Origin of the sequence: Mariniflexile litorale (genome assembly GCF_031128465.2) — a bacterium.
GTDB lineage: Bacteria > Bacteroidota > Bacteroidia > Flavobacteriales > Flavobacteriaceae > Mariniflexile > Mariniflexile litorale.
Genome location: NZ_CP155618.1, coordinates 4,398,105 through 4,410,958 on the forward strand (window position 1 = coordinate 4,398,105; position 12,854 = coordinate 4,410,958).

Sequence of the window (12,854 nt, forward strand, 5' to 3'; positions counted from 1 at the left end):
GTTAATAAAAGCTTAAATTAAGATGATTGGAGTTCATTTTATTACTTATTTGCCTTTTAACTGCCTCATAATGTCTTCCATCATTTCAACTTGTACTTGTTGAATAGTTAGTAGTTCTTGCTGCTGGTGAACAATTAAATGGTCAATTTTTTCGTGTAACATCCTTATTTCTAATTCCGATTTTAAATTTACCATATAATCTTGTTTAGACCGCTCTCTATCTTTAACTTCTTGTCTGTTTTGACTCATCATAATTACAGGCGCTTGCAAGGCTGCTAAACAGGACAGTATTAAATTTAATAATATAAATGGATACGGATCGAAAGCTTTACCAGCTAAAAAAATGATGTTAACCAGCATCCAAACAAAAATAAAGATTCCGAAAATACTTATAAACTTCCAGCTCCCGCCAAAAGAAGCCATTTTATCTGCCAGTTTTTGTCCAAAAGTAAAGTTAGAAATATCAGATTCAATTTCAATTTTACTAGAAATGGTTTCTTGGTTTTGTAATGTTTTTAAAACATCGGCTTCTAACTCATTTAATTCGCCTACTTCTTTCATTAAATATGCTGCAATATATTTTTGCCTGTATTGATTTAACTCCACTAAAGCGATAGTACCTTTTGAATTGAATTCGGGATGTTCTTTTTTTATTAAGTCAAAAATTGACTTTCGTATTGTTTTTGCATGAACCTTTTCACTCTCTTGAAATTCTGTTTTAGAAATACTACTTATAAATGTTTTCATCTTTAAATATTAGTTGGGTATTATAATTTAACACTTACTTTTGCACAAATTTTGAACACTATCAAATTATATATTTTTTAGACAATATGAATCAAAAAATCATTACAATTTTTATATTATTTTCATCATTTATAACGATGGCACAGAGTCGATATATAGATAGAGTTTTTGATAGTATTTCCTCTAAAACATTTACATATTCTATAAGAGATAAAGATACTTTAAAATTAGATATTTATCAACCAGTAAATGATTCGATACTTAGCAGACCTCTTTTTGTTATCATACATGGAGGCGGATTTACTTCTGGAGAAAGAAACGATAATTCTTTAATTTATTTGGCCGAAAATATTGCTAAAAAAGGATTTGTTGTAGCCTCAGTTGATTATAGATTAGTAAAAAACAAACCCATTAATTGTAGTTATCCAGCAACTGATAAAGTAAAAGCATTCTCTAACGCTGCTGAAGATTTACTAAACGCCTTACAATATCTTGTTAAACGAAAAAACACATTTCTAATAGATGATAGTAAAATAATTTTATTTGGAGTTAGTGCAGGTGGTGAAACTGCTTTAAACATTATTTACAATAGAGAAGTTGTTGTAAAGAATAAAGAACTTTATAAAGATATTAGGCCAGCTGGAGTTATTTCACTTTCTGGCGCCATATTTAAACCAGATTTAATAACTAAAGAAAACGCCGTACCAACAGTATTATATCATGGAATTAACGATAAAGTTGTTCCATACAATACAAGTTCTCACCAATCTTGCTTACCTACTTCGCCTGGTTTTTTATTGTTAAGTGGTTCTAAAAATATTTCTGAGAAATTAGAAATCAATAACACTAGTTTTCTCCTTTATAGCTATTTAAACAAAGGACACGACATTTTTAATCTACCAATTGACGATTTTTACCAAGCTTTCATATTTATGAATAAAACAGTCTTTAATAAAAAATTCTACCAAGCTAAAATCACACAATAGTACTTCTTTTTCTAAACGCCACATGGTTTTACCTTGTAACTAATCATGTACTTTGTTAAATTTTGTTTAATCTTTACATTGCAAGGTTAAACATTTTGTATATTTGCTAAACAATTAGAAATCATGGCAAAAAAGAAAGCAATTTTAGAAAATGACATCATCTCATTTTACATGGATTATGTTTTAGAAAAGAATGAAAATCCAAAATCAGTTTATGCATTTGCAAAAACAAACAATTTCGAAGAAGCTAAATTCTACGAATATTTTGGTTCATTTGAAGCTATTGAAAAAATAATTTTTAAAAAATTTTTCGATAACACACTTTCAGCTTTAAATAAAAGTGATGAGTACATAGCGTTTGATGCGAGAAATAAGCTCTTAAGTTTTTACTTTACTTTTTTTGAGACTTTAACAGCCAATAGAAGCTACGTTATATACGCACTGCACAAACATAAAAACACCTTAAAAAATTTAGCCTTACTCTCCGATTTAAAAAAGAGTTTTACAGACTTTATAAGCAATTTAAATATTGAAACCTTAGATATTAAGCAAGAACAACTTGAAAAAATCAAAAAGAGAGCATTGGAAGAATCGGCTTGGATACAATTACTTCTTACAATGAAATTCTGGATAGACGATACGTCGGCCTCTTTTGAAAAGACCGATATTTTTATAGAAAAATCGGTAAACACAAGTTTTGATGTTTTAAATATTGTCCCTTTAAAAAGCATCATTGACTTCGGGAAATTTATTTATAAGGAAAAAATACACAGAAGCTAAAGCATATGAAAACTATAGATTCTATTCCTATTTCTAAAATACAACGTGCTTCTAAATTAGTTTCAACAGGAGCAAAAGTTGGGGTTAATTATTTAAAATATTACGGCGATAAATTAACCAAAACCGAAATCGAAGCAAGAGCGACATTAAATGAAAACAATGCAGAGGATATTTACGATAGCCTCAAACAACTTAAAGGTAGTGCCTTAAAAGTTGCACAAATGTTAAGCATGGATAAAAGCATCATGCCGCAGGCTTACGTGGAGAAGTTTTCGTTAGCACAATTTTCAGTACCACCATTGTCTCCACCACTGGTATTAAAAACATTTAAAAATTATTTTGGTAAACTACCAAATGAATTATATGATTCCTTCAACACAACTTCTGTTAATGCTGCCAGTATCGGTCAGGTACATATTGCAACAAAAAATGGGAAAAAACTTGCTGTGAAAATCCAATATCCAGGAGTTGCACAAAGTATTGCATCCGATTTAGCTTTAGTAAAACCTATCGCTATGAAAATGTTTAATATCAAAGGAAAAGACTCGGATAAGTACTTTAAAGAAGTTGAAGGAAAGTTAATTGAGGAAACAAATTATGTATTGGAAATGGAACAAAGTAAAGAAATATCTTCTGCTTGTTCACACATTCCAAATCTATTCTTTCCTCAATATTATGAGGAATTATCATCCGATAGAATTATTACCATGGATTATATGGAAGGTGAGCATCTTTCCGAATTTACGACACACAACAAAAATCAAGAAATTGCTAATAAATTAGGACAAGCACTTTGGGATTTTTACATGTTTCAAATTCATAAACTACAAAAAGTTCATGCCGATCCACATCCTGGAAATTTTCTTGTTTCAAGAGATAACGAGTTAATTGCTTTAGATTTTGGTTGTATGAAAACAATCCCTAATGAGTTTTACATCCCTTATTTTGAATTAGCAAAGCCTGAAAACATAACCAATAAAAAATACTTTGTAGCTAAATTATATGAATTAGAAATACTTCGTGAAGACGATTCCCAAGAAGAATTAAAATTTTTCACAAACATGTTTCATGAATTATTAAGCTTATTCACCCAACCTTTTCAAGCAGAAACTTTTGATTTTTCAAACGCAGATTTCTTTGGAAAGATAACAGAATTAGGACAGCGCTATTCCAAAAATACCGAATTACGTAAAATGAATGGAAATCGTGGTTCCAAACATTTTATTTATATGAACCGAACGTTTTTTGGTTTATATAATTTGATGTTTGATTTAAAAGCAAAAGATATAAAAATCAACAATTATAAAAATTTATAATGATTCATTTTAATCAAAAACAAATATTGTAACCAAAAATGGATTAGATGGCTATTTAATTCCTAAATTTAAAACAAGATTAACCTATCAAAGACTAAAAAAATTATCTGAAACAAACTCATAAAATGAAAATCCTAGTTACAGGTTCAACAGGCTATATCGGTAAACGTTTAATACCTATTTTAATTAACGAAGGCCACCACGTAGTTTGTGCTGTAAGAGATAGGTTGCGTACAGAAAAAACCTATTTAGAAGAGCCTCTAATTGAAATTATTGAAGCCGATTTTTTAAAACCCGAAACTTTAAACTCTATTCCAAAAGATGTTGATGTTGCCTACTACCTTATTCACTCGATGTCTAATACTTCCAAAGATTTTGAAGCGTTAGAATCACAATGCGCTAAAAATTTTAAAGCTTATTTTGAAGATGCAACATTAAAACAAGTTATTTATTTAAGTGGTATAACCAATGAAGCTAACCTTTCAAAACATTTACAATCTAGAAAAAATGTTGAAGAAATTTTAGCCTCTAAAAGCTATGCTTTAACTGTTTTTAAAGCAGGTATTATTGTTGGTTCTGGTAGTTCTTCTTTTGAAATTATCCGCGATTTAGTTGAAAAACTGCCTGTAATGATTGCCCCTAAATGGCTGAATACAAAAACACAACCTCTAGCTGTTAGAGATGTTATGTCATTTCTTTCGAAAGCAAAAGGAAACCAGGAACTTTTTAATAAAAGCTTCGATATTTTTGGTCCAGAAATTATGACTTACAAACAAATGCTGTTGGAGTTTGCTAAAATAAGAGGACTAAAACGCTACATTTTAACAGTACCTGTAATGACACCTAAATTATCTTCATATTGGCTGTACTTCGTTACTTCAACATCCTATAAACTTGCCTCAACATTGGTAGATAGTATGGGTGTAGAAATTGTTGGTAAGCCAAGTCATATAAATGCCATTCTAAATGTACAACCTATAGCATACAAGGAAGCAGTATTGTTAGCATTTGAAAAAATTGAGCAAAACAGTATCATTTCTAGTTGGAAGGATTCTATCATAAGTAGTGGACGCCTAAAAAACAGTTTACATAAATACATAAACGTCCCTAAATATGGTTGTTTTAAAGATTATAAAGAGCTAAAGGTTATAGATGAAGCAGCTACAATTAATAAAATATGGTCTATTGGTGGATCAACGGGTTGGTATTATGGTAATTATTTATGGAAAGTAAGAGGTTATTTAGATAAATTAGTTGGTGGCATTGGACTTAGACGAGGAAGAACTCATGTATCAGAGTTAAATGCAGGGGATGCTTTGGATTTTTGGCGTGTTATATTTAGCGATAAAAAAGAAAAAAAACTTTTGCTTTATGCTGAAATGAAATTACCAGGTGAAGCTTGGCTCGAGTTTAAAATTGAAGAAGGCATTTTAAAACAGACAGCAACCTTTAGACCTCGTGGTTTAGCTGGTAGGTTATATTGGTATAGTGTATGGTTATTTCATGGCTTTATCTTTCAAGGCATGATTAATAAATTAGTTGAAACTAATCATTAAAAAAATTTGTTATGTTAATTTTTGTTTAATTTAAATAATAAATTGTTAAACAAAAGTTTTTTTACTATATTTAGGGTATGTTGATATTATATAATGTACTTAAAGTACCAAAAACAACATTAAAATTTAGATTATGGATATAATAAATGAAGCCCTCGAATTTGAGCAAGTAAAACTAAGGTCACTTTCAACAAGTGACAGAATAGAAATTTCAAGAAAAGCAAAAACGTTGATTTTAGGTTTAAATGAAATTTACAAACGTAAAAAAGATGAGCAAATTATGGATATCATGAAACGATTAACAGCTATTAAAAGAAAGGTCGAAAAACGTTTGAATGGAAAGCATTTGGTAGCAAATATATAATTGTTATGAAAACCATAGTCGTTATTGGTGGCAGCAAAGGCATAGGAAATGCTATTGTAAATACCTTAGTAGAAACCTATAAAGTTATAAACATAAGTAGAACAATGCCATTACCAACCCATCCTAACTTAACTCATAATTGTTGTGATGTATTAGTAGATGAATTACCTGAAATTGAAACAATGGATGCCTTAATTTATTGTCCTGGAAGCATTAACCTTAAACCTATATCAAGACTTAGCTTAGAAGATTTTAGAGAAGATTTTGAAATTAATGTAATTGGTGCTGTAAAAACAATTAAAAAGTATTTAAATACACTTAAAAACGGGAACAGCCCATCCATATTACTTTTTAGCACAGTCGCTTCAAAGTTAGGTATGCCCTATCATGCAAGTATTGCCACTGCAAAATCGGGAATTGAAGGATTGGTAAAATCTTTAGGAGCTGAACTTGCTCCAACTATTAGAATAAATGCCATTGCACCAACCGTTACAAATACAGAATTAGCATCAAAATTACTCAGAAATAGCCAAATGATTGACAATATGGTAGAACGTCATCCACTTAAGAAATTCTTGAATCCAGATGAAGTTGCTAGTATGGCTAAATTTTTGATATCGAATGAAGCGGCATCTATGTCTGGGCAAATATTTGAAATGGATTGTGGTATCGTTTCTTTTAAAATATAAACACATGAAAAACCTAATTATATTAAGTCTTATGCTATCCATATTCACAAAATCAAAAGCGCAAACAAATCCTATAGAGTCTATCTATAATATCAAAATAAATAATTTACAAGAAAAGTCAATCGATTTATCTTTGTTTAAAGGTAAATACATTTTATTCGTAAATGTAGCTTCAAAGTGTGGTTTTACTAATCAATATAAAGATTTACAAAAATTACACGAAACTTATCAAGATGAATTAGTAGTTATTGGAGTTCCTTGCAATCAATTCGGTGGTCAAGAACCAGGAACTTTTAAAGAAATCCAAACATTTTGTGAAGCTAATTATGGTGTTACATTTTTAATGACTGAAAAAGTAGATGTAAAAGGCAAACACCAACACCCCCTCTACCAATGGTTAACTCAACAAGAAAAGAATGGAAGTTCTAGTTCGTCAGTGAAATGGAATTTTCAAAAATATTTAGTGGGTAAAAAAGGCGAATTTATAGATTATTATTTCTCGGCTACCAATCCGCTAAGTGATAAAATTACGAATCATATAAAAAAATAACGATGTTTAAATTATTTAGAAAAAAATCGGAAGTCGAAAAACTAGAATCAACTTTCAAAAAATTAATGAAGGAATGGCACGAATTGTCTAGCGTGAATAGAAAGCTTAGTGATGACAAATATGCGATGGCTCAAGCTTTAGTACCAAGAATTGAACAATTAAAAAGAAATCATGAAACTCATTAAATTAATAATTACATTTCTAATTATAAATTTTTCAGCTTTAGGAATAGGCAGCTGGTTAATGAATAATGGGCCACAGAGCGACTGGTATACTTCATTAAACCAAGCGCCTTGGACGCCACCAGGTTGGGTTTTTGGAGCCGCATGGACAACCATTATGGTTTGTTTTTCTATTTATATGGCATACCTATATTTAAAAATCCCAACTAGTAAAGTTATTATACTATTTAGTATACAATTTGTTTTAAATGTCATCTGGAATTATATATTTTTCAATAAACATTTAGTTGGTTTAGGTTTAGTCGTGATTATAGGATTAACTATTGTGATTGGTATCTTTTTAATTTTATTTAAAGACGATTTAAAATTAAAAACACTTTTAATAGTACCCTATTTTATTTGGCTATGCGTAGCAACTTCTTTGAATGCTTATATTTTAATTAATAATTAGATTCCCTTCATTTTTTAATATCTATGAAAATATATACGCTTCATAAAAAACAAAATTTACCTATAACGTTACAACAAGCTTGGGACTTTTTATCGAACCCTAAAAATTTGAAAGTAATAACGCCAGATTATATGGGTTTTCATATTTTGTCTGGAGCTGATAGACCTATGTTTGCAGGTCAAATCATTCAGTATATAGTCACACCTGTTTTGGGTATTAAAACAAAATGGGTTACTGAAATAACTCATGTTAATAACAAACATTACTTTGTAGACGAACAACGCTTTGGCCCCTATGCACTATGGCATCACAAACATTTTATAAAAGAAATTGATGGCGGCGTAGAAATGGAAGATATAATTGATTATAAAGTCCCTTTTGGTTTTCTTGGGCAACTAGTCCACCCTATTTTAGTAAAACCTAAATTGGAAGAAATATTCAATTACAGAACTAAAAAGTTAGAAGCATTATTTGGAAAATATTAGATGAAACAAGCCATTAACATATTTTGGTTTCGTCGTGATTTACGATTAGACGATAACCACGGATTATTTGAAGCTTTAAGTGGAAACCAACCAGTACTACCCATTTTTATTTTTGATACAGAGATTTTAGACAAGCTTCCAAAAGAGGATGCACGGGTAACATTTATTTATGAATCATTACAAAATATTAGAAAAACACTACAAAATAAATATAGTAGCAGTCTTGCCATGTATCATGGAAAACCGTTAAATATTTTTAAACAACTAATTGAAACGTATGCTGTTGAAACTGTATATACCAATCATGATTATGAACCGTATGCTAAAGCACGTGATGTTGAAATTAAGACTTTTTTAACTGAAAATGATATCGCATTTAAAACCTTTAAAGACCAAGTTATATTTGAAAAGAACCAAGTTGTTAAAGCTGATGGCACACCTTATATGGTGTATACACCATATATGAAAACTTGGAAATCAAATTTTAAACAGAATGATTTAGAAATATTTGATACCAAACCGCTTCTGAATAAGCTCATTAAAAATAAAGATTTACCCAATTTGAGTTTGTTGGATATGGGTTTTACAATGTCCAATCAAAAAATACCTGATTATACCGTTACCCCAAACCTAATACAAAATTACGAAGCCACTCGAAATTTTCCGGCAAAAGACACGACATCTAGATTAGGTCCTCATTTACGTTTTGGAACTGTAAGTATTCGTAAAATGATGCAAAAAGCCATTACCGAACCAAATGAAATATTTTGGCAAGAACTTATTTGGCGCGAGTTTTTTATGATGATACTTTGGCACTTTCCACATACAATAACAGAAAGTTTTAAACCTCAATACGACAGAATAGTATGGAGAAATAATGAAGAAGAATTTAAATTATGGTGTAAAGGTAGCACTGGATACCCATTAGTAGATGCTGGTATGCGACAACTCAATGAAACAGGTTTTATGCATAACCGTGTACGTATGTTGGTTGGTAGTTTTTTATGCAAACATTTACTTATTGATTGGCGTTGGGGTGAAGCTTATTTTGCCGAAAAATTACACGATTATGAGCTTGCAAGCAATGTTGGTAATTGGCAATGGGTTGCTGGTTGTGGTGTAGATGCAGCGCCCTACTTTAGAATTTTTAATCCAACTACACAAATAGATAAGTTTGATAAAAACTTAGGATATATTAAACAATGGTGTCCCGATTTTCAAGAGTTAACATACCCAACACCAATAGTTGATCATAAATTTGCTAGAGAACGGTGTTTACAGGTTTATAAAGCGGCTTTACAATAATTTTAATTCTTTTGAGATCATAAAACACATCAAAAAATTAAATTTACTATAATATAGTTACTATATTATCCGTTAATTGTTAATATTTCTTTAATAATACGGGTTAAAACCATATAAAATTATTAGCTTTAGTACCTTGCGAACTTATGATAATTAACGTTATTACAAGTTTATTAAAATAAAATAAAATTCATGGAAATTATTGGCACCGCTTTAGAGTTCGAACAAAGAAAACAAACTTTTAAAACAACAAGCGAACGCATAGAAGCATCAAGAGAAGTAAAAGAACTTATATTAAATTTGAACACACTTTACAAAAAAGAACAAGACCCAAAAATCATGGATCTTATGAAAAGACTGACAAGCATTAAACAGAAGATTGAAAAACGATTAAAAGGGAGACCTTAACTATCGGTTATTTTTTTAAATCACCACTGAAATATATTCTTTTTTTACTAGAAATTAAATTGTTTTATGAACAAGTCACATTTATCTAAAATAAATGAGCTTGAACTTATTCATATTTCAAGATTTATATTTCTAGTAACAATGCATAACTTTGTTTTATAACATATTCAATATTGAAACAAAAGATTCATGTCAAATGATGTAAAATTAAACATGCATTCATATATTTATAAGTTACTGAAACCCTTTCCGTATATTACTAAGCATCAAAAATACGTACATGTGCGTATTTTTTTTGACTATTTTTAACACTACATTTGACGTATCAGATTAAAAATCAACAAACTATGATACGTTTACATCTAAACCCTGCTATACTAAAAAGTTTAAATTTTAATAAAAAAGATGAAACTTTAGAAATAGAATTTAAAGACGACATTAAAACAACCGACTGTATAGACATACCAATCTCTATATTACAAGATTATGTGGATTCAATAAAACAAAGTGGTATGTTAGATACAGACGAAACACACTGCTCCAATTTAAGAATTGTACACTCTAACTTTAAAGCGTCCTAAAAACTAAAGACGCTCAATTCTAGCTCCAATAGCGCGTAAACGTTCGTCAATACGCTCGTATCCTCTATCAATCTGTTCTATGTTTTGAATCGTCGATGTACCTTTGGCAGATAAAGCTGCAATAAGTAAGGACACACCCGCACGAATATCTGGAGACGTCATGTTAGTGGCTTTTAAAGTTGATTTAAAATCATGCCCAATTACAGTGGCACGGTGCGGGTCACAAAGAATAATTTTAGCCCCCATATCAATCAATTTATCAACGAAAAACAAGCGACTTTCAAACATTTTTTGATGAATAAGTACACTACCTCTAGCTTGTGTGGCTACAACCAAAATAATACTTAATAAATCGGGCGTAAATCCTGGCCAAGGTGCATCAGAAATAGTTAAAATAGAACCATCAATAAAACTTTGTATTTCATAACCATCGTTATGTGCAGGTATATGAATATCATCGCCACGTTTTTCAACCGTAATCCCTAATTTTCTAAAAACTGCAGGTATTACTCCTAGATCGTCCCAAGAAACATTCGTAATGGTAAGTTCACTTTTAGTCATAGCAGCTAGACCGATCCAGCTACCAATTTCAATCATATCGGGTAACATGGTATGCTCGGTACCTCCTAAAGCATCAACACCATCAATAATTAATAAATTAGAGCCTACACCACTAATTTTGGCGCCCATGCGGTTTAACATTTTACATAATTGTTGTAAATACGGCTCGCAAGCAGCATTATAAATAGTTGTACGGCCTTCTGCTAATACAGCAGCCATTACGATATTGGCAGTTCCAGTTACCGAAGCTTCTTCTAGCAGCATATAAGCTCCTTTGAGTCTTTTAGCTTCTACACCATAAAACTGTTCTTCTTTACTGTATCTAAATGTAGCACCTAAATTAATAAGACCTTCAAAATGAGTATCTAACCTACGACGACCAATTTTATCACCGCCAGGTTTAGGAATATAACCTCTTCCAAAGCGAGCTAATAACGGACCTACAATCATAATAGACCCACGTAAACCGCGACCATCAACTTTAAATTCGTCCGATTCTAAGTATTTTAAATTAACATCATCCGCTTGAAACGTATATGTACCATGTGCTAATTTTTCTATTTTAACACCTAATTTTCTTAGTAAGTTAATCAGCTTATTAACATCTACAATGTCTGGGATATTATTAATAGTAACCAATTCTGGTGTTAATAAAACCGCACATAAAATTTGTAATGCCTCATTTTTTGCACCTTGTGGTTGTATGCTACCTTTTAATTGGTGACCACCTTCAATTTTAAATGTTCCCATATATATTTAGAAGCGTTTTCTTTTATGATTTGAAGCGCCTTTTTTGTTATAAGCGCCTTTTTTGGTTGTATTGTTCGAAGCAAATTTAGTTTTGGTGCGCAGTAAACTTGTAGCATCGGATAAATCTTCATCTGAATTTTTCAAATTTATTTTACCTTCTGAAAGCTCATACAAATGCTGATAAATCACATCATCTTCCACCGTGTCTTTATTCCAATTCAAAAAACACTTTTTCATGTGATTTGCAATAGTATAAGTCAATGCTTCTTTTAGATCCCCATCTTCCCATGTATTAGCAACATCTATCATGGTTTTAATATTGTTTCCGTAAAAACGGTATTTGGGGAAATTTTGTGGATATTCTAAAGGTTCTGGATGCTCTTCTAAAAGTTCTTTAGTAGGCTTTTCGTATGGTGAATCCACATCCAATTCAAAATTGGCCATTATAAAAAGCTGATCCCATAATTTATGCTGAAAATCGGGGACATCTCTTAAATGCGGTTGCATATTACCCATTACCGAAATAATGGCTTTAGCAACTTTATTGCGTTCTTCTTTAGTTTCAAGGGTTTTTGCGTAATTAATCATTTTCTGCATGTGACGCCCGTATTCGGGTATGATTAAATGTTCACGCTCTGTGTTGTATTCTAAATCTTCTATTATCAAAATAAATTGTGTAGAGTTATGGGTTAAAGGCATGTAGTTGTTATGCCAGTGCAAAATACAAAAAAAAACTAAAGACTTATGACGCCTTCCACTTTTTCTGCCACTTCTTTGTACTTTTCTATAACCGTTTCGGGGTTTTTCAACAAAACATGTATAGAAATGCTAGTATATTTACCGTTTTTAGATTCTGTCGTTTGTATTACAGCCCCCATATTATCAAATATAGATTCTACTTTAGCGATGCTAGATGAGTTGGACTTAACAATAAATTTATACAAATACTCCGAAGGCCAAGTAGTGGTATCGTACAATTGTGTTTTTAACTTTTCGTAAAATTCATCCGAATTTGGAGGTGTACTCATAGTATTTTTATATACTGCAAATATACATTTAGTAAGTACATTATAAAAATAAACGTATTTAAAATTTGGGCGTTTCCCTCCTACCGTCGGGTCGGGCTTTCTGTTGCAAGTCCTC

General features: G+C 30.9%; 17 protein-coding genes. 13 read left to right on the top strand and 4 right to left on the bottom strand.

The features are described 5' to 3' along the window. Positions 1-45: 45 nt before the first annotated feature. Entirely contained in the window at positions 46-747 is a 702-nt protein-coding gene (locus tag QLS71_RS18655) for a DUF1003 domain-containing protein (RefSeq protein ID WP_308992217.1), read from the bottom strand. Between the two features lie 86 nt (positions 748-833). Between QLS71_RS18655 and QLS71_RS18660 the strand changes: the two genes are divergently transcribed. From QLS71_RS18660 to QLS71_RS18720, 13 genes are all read left to right on the top strand, one after another. Next, positions 834-1,733, top strand: coding sequence for a carboxylesterase family protein (locus QLS71_RS18660; protein WP_308992216.1), 900 nt, complete (start codon positions 834-836; stop codon positions 1,731-1,733). Positions 1,734-1,856: 123 nt separating this feature from the next. Continuing rightward, positions 1,857-2,513, top strand: a complete 657-nt coding sequence (locus tag QLS71_RS18665) for a TetR family transcriptional regulator C-terminal domain-containing protein (RefSeq protein ID WP_308992215.1) — start codon at positions 1,857-1,859, stop codon at positions 2,511-2,513. 5 nt (positions 2,514-2,518) lie between these two features. Then, positions 2,519-3,829: a lipopolysaccharide core heptose(II) kinase RfaY gene (locus tag QLS71_RS18670; protein ID WP_308992214.1), complete on the top strand. Its 1,311-nt coding sequence runs from the start codon at positions 2,519-2,521 to the stop codon at positions 3,827-3,829. 125 nt (positions 3,830-3,954) lie between these two features. Beyond that, the gene (locus QLS71_RS18675) at positions 3,955-5,385 is read left to right on the top strand and encodes an SDR family oxidoreductase (RefSeq protein ID WP_308992213.1); all 1,431 of its coding nucleotides are present in this window, start codon (positions 3,955-3,957) and stop codon (positions 5,383-5,385) included. Between the two features lie 133 nt (positions 5,386-5,518). Beyond that, positions 5,519-5,749 (top strand): hypothetical protein, encoded by a 231-nt coding sequence (locus QLS71_RS18680; RefSeq protein ID WP_308992212.1) that lies wholly within the window; start codon positions 5,519-5,521, stop codon positions 5,747-5,749. A gap of 5 nt (positions 5,750-5,754) precedes the next feature. Then, positions 5,755-6,438, top strand: coding sequence for an SDR family oxidoreductase (locus QLS71_RS18685; protein WP_308992211.1), 684 nt, complete (start codon positions 5,755-5,757; stop codon positions 6,436-6,438). A 31-nt stretch (positions 6,439-6,469) separates the two neighbouring features. Beyond that, on the top strand, positions 6,470-6,988 hold the full coding sequence (locus tag QLS71_RS18690; RefSeq protein WP_308992306.1) for a glutathione peroxidase: 519 nt from the start codon (positions 6,470-6,472) through the stop codon (positions 6,986-6,988). Positions 6,989-6,990: 2 nt separating this feature from the next. Beyond that, the gene (locus tag QLS71_RS18695; RefSeq protein ID WP_308992210.1) at positions 6,991-7,173 is read left to right on the top strand and encodes a Lacal_2735 family protein; all 183 of its coding nucleotides are present in this window, start codon (positions 6,991-6,993) and stop codon (positions 7,171-7,173) included. After that, the gene (locus tag QLS71_RS18700) at positions 7,160-7,621 is read left to right on the top strand and encodes a TspO/MBR family protein (RefSeq protein ID WP_308992209.1); all 462 of its coding nucleotides are present in this window, start codon (positions 7,160-7,162) and stop codon (positions 7,619-7,621) included. The genes QLS71_RS18695 and QLS71_RS18700 overlap by 14 nt, the downstream gene beginning before the upstream one ends. A gap of 23 nt (positions 7,622-7,644) precedes the next feature. Then, positions 7,645-8,106, top strand: coding sequence for an SRPBCC family protein (locus tag QLS71_RS18705; RefSeq protein WP_308992208.1), 462 nt, complete (start codon positions 7,645-7,647; stop codon positions 8,104-8,106). Then, complete coding sequence (locus tag QLS71_RS18710) at positions 8,107-9,411, top strand: deoxyribodipyrimidine photo-lyase (RefSeq protein WP_308992207.1); 1,305 nt, start codon at positions 8,107-8,109, stop codon at positions 9,409-9,411. A gap of 192 nt (positions 9,412-9,603) precedes the next feature. Next, entirely contained in the window at positions 9,604-9,819 is a 216-nt protein-coding gene (locus QLS71_RS18715) for a hypothetical protein (protein ID WP_308992206.1), read from the top strand. A 347-nt stretch (positions 9,820-10,166) separates the two neighbouring features. Continuing rightward, positions 10,167-10,400, top strand: coding sequence for a hypothetical protein (locus tag QLS71_RS18720; protein WP_308992205.1), 234 nt, complete (start codon positions 10,167-10,169; stop codon positions 10,398-10,400). A gap of 3 nt (positions 10,401-10,403) precedes the next feature. Here QLS71_RS18720 and murA read toward each other — a convergent pair whose 3' ends face one another. From murA to QLS71_RS18735, 3 genes are all read right to left on the bottom strand, one after another. After that, positions 10,404-11,711: a UDP-N-acetylglucosamine 1-carboxyvinyltransferase gene (gene murA / locus QLS71_RS18725; RefSeq protein WP_308992204.1), complete on the bottom strand. Its 1,308-nt coding sequence runs from the start codon at positions 11,709-11,711 to the stop codon at positions 10,404-10,406. Between the two features lie 6 nt (positions 11,712-11,717). Beyond that, on the bottom strand, positions 11,718-12,374 hold the full coding sequence (locus tag QLS71_RS18730; RefSeq protein WP_348636639.1) for a DUF4290 domain-containing protein: 657 nt from the start codon (positions 12,372-12,374) through the stop codon (positions 11,718-11,720). Positions 12,375-12,445: 71 nt separating this feature from the next. Continuing rightward, positions 12,446-12,739, bottom strand: a complete 294-nt coding sequence (locus QLS71_RS18735) for a DUF493 family protein (RefSeq protein WP_308992202.1) — start codon at positions 12,737-12,739, stop codon at positions 12,446-12,448. Positions 12,740-12,854 lie beyond the last annotated feature (115 nt).

Bases quoted from the DNA above. Each gene is read 5' to 3' on its own strand.
- QLS71_RS18675 (WP_308992213.1), top strand. From the start codon at position 3,955: ATGAAAATCCTAGTTACAGGTTCAACAGGCTATATCGGTAAACGTTTA.
- QLS71_RS18710 (WP_308992207.1), top strand. From the start codon at position 8,107: ATGAAACAAGCCATTAACATATTTTGGTTTCGTCGTGATTTACGATTA.
- QLS71_RS18695 (WP_308992210.1), top strand. From the start codon at position 6,991: ATGTTTAAATTATTTAGAAAAAAATCGGAAGTCGAAAAACTAGAATCA.
- QLS71_RS18705 (WP_308992208.1), top strand. From the start codon at position 7,645: ATGAAAATATATACGCTTCATAAAAAACAAAATTTACCTATAACGTTA.
- QLS71_RS18720 (WP_308992205.1), top strand. From the start codon at position 10,167: ATGATACGTTTACATCTAAACCCTGCTATACTAAAAAGTTTAAATTTT.
- QLS71_RS18715 (WP_308992206.1), top strand. From the start codon at position 9,604: ATGGAAATTATTGGCACCGCTTTAGAGTTCGAACAAAGAAAACAAACT.
- QLS71_RS18735 (WP_308992202.1), bottom strand. From the start codon at position 12,739: ATGAGTACACCTCCAAATTCGGATGAATTTTACGAAAAGTTAAAAACA.
- murA (WP_308992204.1), bottom strand. From the start codon at position 11,711: ATGGGAACATTTAAAATTGAAGGTGGTCACCAATTAAAAGGTAGCATA.
- QLS71_RS18660 (WP_308992216.1), top strand. From the start codon at position 834: ATGAATCAAAAAATCATTACAATTTTTATATTATTTTCATCATTTATA.
- QLS71_RS18665 (WP_308992215.1), top strand. From the start codon at position 1,857: ATGGCAAAAAAGAAAGCAATTTTAGAAAATGACATCATCTCATTTTAC.
- QLS71_RS18685 (WP_308992211.1), top strand. From the start codon at position 5,755: ATGAAAACCATAGTCGTTATTGGTGGCAGCAAAGGCATAGGAAATGCT.
- QLS71_RS18655 (WP_308992217.1), bottom strand. From the start codon at position 747: ATGAAAACATTTATAAGTAGTATTTCTAAAACAGAATTTCAAGAGAGT.
- QLS71_RS18670 (WP_308992214.1), top strand. From the start codon at position 2,519: ATGAAAACTATAGATTCTATTCCTATTTCTAAAATACAACGTGCTTCT.
- QLS71_RS18680 (WP_308992212.1), top strand. From the start codon at position 5,519: ATGGATATAATAAATGAAGCCCTCGAATTTGAGCAAGTAAAACTAAGG.
- QLS71_RS18690 (WP_308992306.1), top strand. From the start codon at position 6,470: ATGCTATCCATATTCACAAAATCAAAAGCGCAAACAAATCCTATAGAG.
- QLS71_RS18700 (WP_308992209.1), top strand. From the start codon at position 7,160: ATGAAACTCATTAAATTAATAATTACATTTCTAATTATAAATTTTTCA.